Consider the following 3,959-nt stretch of genomic DNA (forward strand, 5'->3'; position numbering starts at 1 on the left):
CGAACTCGCAGGCGAGCACGTTCGGCCGTTCGACGAGCGCCGTCACTTCGTCGACCAGCGCCTCGTCGTCCACCGGCGCCAGGTTCTCGGCCGCCGAAGCGGCGTTCAGCTGGCGGACGATCTCGGCCCGCCGCTCGGCGAAGCCGGCGATCACGGCACCCTCCTCGCGCAGCTGAGCCTCGTAGCTGTCGGCCGAGCGCAGCAGCACGGGCGCACGGGCCGCCTCGAAGCGGTGGCCGAAGGTCGAGCGGCCGGCGTCGAGGCCGAGCGCCCGCACCGGCACGACGTCGCTGCCGTGCAGGACGACGAGGCCGTGCGCCGGGCGGACGAAGCCCACCGTCGTCCAGCCGTCGGCGAGCTGGTACTGCATGAGCTTTGGGATGGGCAGCTTGGCAAGCACTTCTTCCAGAGCAGCTTCCAGCCCGACCTGCAAAGATCCCGGGCTGGATAGCTCTGCACGATGCTTGACCGTGCGCTTGCCGCCCTCCTCAACTACCTCCAGTCGCTCGCGAACGACCCAGTCGATATCCACAGCGTCGTGGTAGCGCTTCCGAATCTTCTTGACTAGTGAAGCCGTGGGTCTGCCTGTCGCATCGAAGGCGACCGCTGCGGGCATGAAGGACTCGGCAGGTATCTCTCTCGGTGTTGATTCAGAACTTACCCCGGTAACGATCACGCCGAGGCGCCGCGGTGTGGCGAAGGTCCGCACAGCCGATGGACCCGAGATGAACTGCCGGTCTTGGAGCCCCTTGGCGAGCTCAGTGGCGAACGCGGTGCCAAGCGCTTTTAGAGCCTTCGGCGGAAGCTCCTCTACGAAGAGTTCAACCAGCAGTGGTGCGATCCCTGCGGTAGTCATTGGGACGTTCGGCTGGCGAGGCTTCGCGCTGCCAGCTGAGAGCTCACCTCTTCAGCCCGCTCTCTCGGTGCCATCGGAAATCCGAACCGGGCCCGGCTGTCGAGGTAGCTCTGCGCGACGCTGCGCGCCAGTGCCCGGATGCGGCCGATGTAGGCGGCGCGCTCGGTCACGCTGATCGCGCCGCGCGCGTCGAGCAGGTTGAAGCTGTGCGCCGCCTTCAGCACCTGCTCGTAGGCCGGCAGGGCAAGCTGCGCCTCCATCAGCGACTTCGCCTGCCGCTCGTGCGCCGCGAACGCGGCGAGCAGGAAGTCGACGTCGCTGTGCTCGAAGTTGTAGGCGCTCTGCTCGACCTCGTTCTGGTGGTACACATCACCGTAGGTGAGCCCGTCGGTCCAAGCCAGCTTGTAGACGCTGTCGACGCCCTGCAGGTACATCGCCAGCCGCTCGAGGCCGTAGGTGATCTCGCCGGTGATCGGCTTGCAGTCGATGCCGCCCACCTGCTGGAAGTAGGTGAACTGCGTCACCTCCATGCCATTCAGCCAGACCTCCCAGCCCAGGCCCCAGGCGCCGAGCGTCGGGTTCTCCCAATCGTCCTCGACGAAACGGACGTCGTTGCTCTTCAGGTCGAAGCCGAGCGCCTCCAGCGAGCCGAGGTAGAGATCGATGATGTCGGCGGGCGCCGGCTTGAGGACGACCTGGTACTGGTAGTAGTGCTGCAGCCGGTTCGGGTTCTCGCCGTAGCGGCCGTCCTTGGGCCGGCGGCTCGGCTGCACGTAGGCGGCACGCCACGGCTCGGGGCCGAGCGCGCGCAGGAAGGTCGCGGTGTGGCTGGTGCCGGCTCCCACTTCCATGTCGTAGGGCTGGAGCAGCGCGCAGCCGCGCTCGCCCCAGTACGACTGCAGGCGAAGGATGATCTGCTGGAAAGAAAGCATCTCGCCCCGGCTTCCTGGAATGGCGGAGACGAGCGCGCACGCGTCGTCGGCGGAACGACGATTTTAGGGTGTGCGCCTGCTCGCGAAGAACACGAGCGTGGCGATGCCGAGCGCCCACAGCGGCCAGAGGCCGAGCCGGCCGGCCCAGGCGGCGAAAGGGGTCAGGCCGTTTCGGCCCTGCACCGTCGCCTCGAGGATGCCGCGCGTGTACACCGGCAGGGCATGGGTCACGTGGCCGCGGTGGTCGATCACCGCCGTCGTGCCGGTGTTGGTTGCCCGCAGCATGGGCCGCTGCAGCTCGAGCGTGCGCATGCGCGAGATCTGCAGGTGCTGGTCGAGGGCGACGGTGCGGCCGAACCAGCCGATGTTGCTGATGTTGGCGAGGATGGTCGGCGCGCCGGCGGCCGGCACGAAGCGCGCGGCCAGCTCCTCGCCGAAGAGGTCCTCGTAGCAGATGTTCGGCGCGATCCGTTCGCCCTGGAAAGGGAACGACGGCGCGGTCTGCGGCCCGCGGTCGAAGTCGCCGAGCGGGATGTTCATCATCCGCGTGAACCACCTGAAGCCCGGCGGGATGAACTCGCCGAACGGCACCAGGTGGTGCTTGTCGTAGCGGTAGGCGCCCGCCTCGCCGGCGGCAGCCGTGGCGGAGAGGCCGATCGCCGAGTTGGTGTAGCCGGTCTCCGGATCGCCGAGCGGGATGCCGAACAACGCCGCCCGTCCGGGAACCGCGAACGGCTCGCGCAGCGCCTGCATGTAGGCCGGGTCGAGCTGGCTCGGAAGAAGCGGGATCACGGTCTCGGGCCCGACCACCAGCGCGCCGCGTGCGGCCGCGAACTGCGCCGCCGTCCCGGCCAGCGCTTCCGGGACGTAGCGGGCCGAGAACTTCTCGTCCTGGGCCACGTTGCCCTGGAGCAGGGAGACGCTCAGCGTGCCGCTCGGGACGGTGAAGTCATGGCGCCCGAGCAGGTTGCCGGCGACCAGCGCCAGCGCCAGGATCCCCGCCGGCCACGCCAGCGCACGCCGGCCGCGGACGGCCGCCCCGGCGAGTGCGGCAGCGAGCCCGGCGGCGAGCGCGCCCAGGGCGTACACGCCGAGCCACGGTGCGAACCCACCCAGGGGGGTGTCGACGTGGGCATAGCCGCTGGCGAGCCAGGGAAAGCCGGTGAAGAAGACGCCGCGCGCCAGCTCGGCGAGCAGCCAGGCGGCGGCGAAGACCAGGGCGAACGGGAGCACGCCCGTGCCACGCCAGCGGGCCGCCGCCGCCATCGCTGCCGCGAGGTAGAGCGACAGCACCGCGGCCAGCCCGAACACCGCCAGCGCCGCCATCCAGGCCGGCAGCCCGCCGTAGCGGTGCATGCTGACGAACAGCCACCAGGTGCCGGCGCAGAGCCAGCCGGTGCCGAACGCGAAGCCAAGCCAGGCCGCCCGACCGGGCGTGGCCAGCGCGACCCGCCACGCGAGCACGGCGACTGCGGCGAGCTGCGCCAGCCCGAAGGCGGTCTCGACGAAGACGAGCGTGTGCAGCGCGCCCAGCGCCGCCAGCGCGAGCGGCTCGAGGTACCGGCGGCCGGCCCTGCCGCCGCGCGTCAAGCGCCGTCGGACCCGAGCGCCTCTTCGGCGGCGCGGGTCACCTTGAACCAGCGCACGGCGCCGCCGCGCGCCAGCATCACCGCGAAGACGAGGCCGCCGATCGTCACCGCCTCGCCGCGACGCGGCACCCGGCCCATCTCCTGGGCGACGAGGCCGCCGATGGTGTCGAACTCGTCCGTGGGCAGGGCCACGTCGAAGGCTTCGTTGACGGCCGCGACGGTGGCGTCCCCGGCCACCCGCTGGCTGCCGTCGGCCAGGGTGTAGATGCTGGACTCGGCGTCGTTCTCGTCGAACTCGTCCTCGATCTCGCCGACGATCTCCTCGAGGACGTCCTCGATGGTCAACAGCCCGGCGGTGTGGCCGAACTCGTCGATGACGATGGCGATGTGGTTACGGTTCGAGCGGAAGTCGCGCAGCAGGTCATTCAGGCCCTTGGACTCGGGCACGAAGACGGCGGGCCGCAGCAGCGTCCGCAGGCTCAGGTCGGGCGAGCGCTGCAGCTTCAGCAGGTCCTTGGCCATGAGGACGCCGATGATGTTGTCGCGCCGCTCCTCATAGACGGGGAAGCGCGAATGGCCGGT

The 3,959-nt window shown here is 70.1% G+C and carries 4 protein-coding genes; all 4 read right to left on the reverse strand.

Annotated elements, in window-relative coordinates; genetic code table 11:
- Positions 1-856 (reverse strand): glycine--tRNA ligase subunit beta (locus tag AC30N0_RS19580; RefSeq protein WP_489519556.1); only part of this gene is annotated, 856 nt, incomplete at its 3' end.
- The gene (gene glyQ / locus AC30N0_RS19585; protein ID WP_489519557.1) at positions 853-1,788 is read right to left on the reverse strand and encodes a glycine--tRNA ligase subunit alpha; all 936 of its coding nucleotides are present in this window, start codon (positions 1,786-1,788) and stop codon (positions 853-855) included. The genes glyQ and AC30N0_RS19580, both read right to left, overlap by 4 nt.
- A gap of 63 nt (positions 1,789-1,851) precedes the next feature.
- Positions 1,852-3,378: an apolipoprotein N-acyltransferase gene (gene lnt, locus AC30N0_RS19590; RefSeq protein WP_489519558.1), complete on the reverse strand. Its 1,527-nt coding sequence runs from the start codon at positions 3,376-3,378 to the stop codon at positions 1,852-1,854.
- Positions 3,375-3,959, reverse strand: a 585-nt coding sequence (locus AC30N0_RS19595; protein ID WP_489519559.1) for a transporter associated domain-containing protein, incomplete at its 5' end; no start/stop codon positions are given. The genes lnt and AC30N0_RS19595, both read right to left, overlap by 4 nt.

Source organism: Rhizobacter sp. (genome assembly GCF_031412495.1).
GTDB lineage: Bacteria > Pseudomonadota > Gammaproteobacteria > Burkholderiales > Burkholderiaceae_C > Schlegelella_A.

Coding starts and splice junctions, on each gene's coding strand:
- glyQ (WP_489519557.1), bottom strand. CDS start 1,788: ATGCTTTCTTTCCAGCAGATCATCCTTCGCCTGCAGTCGTACTGGGGC.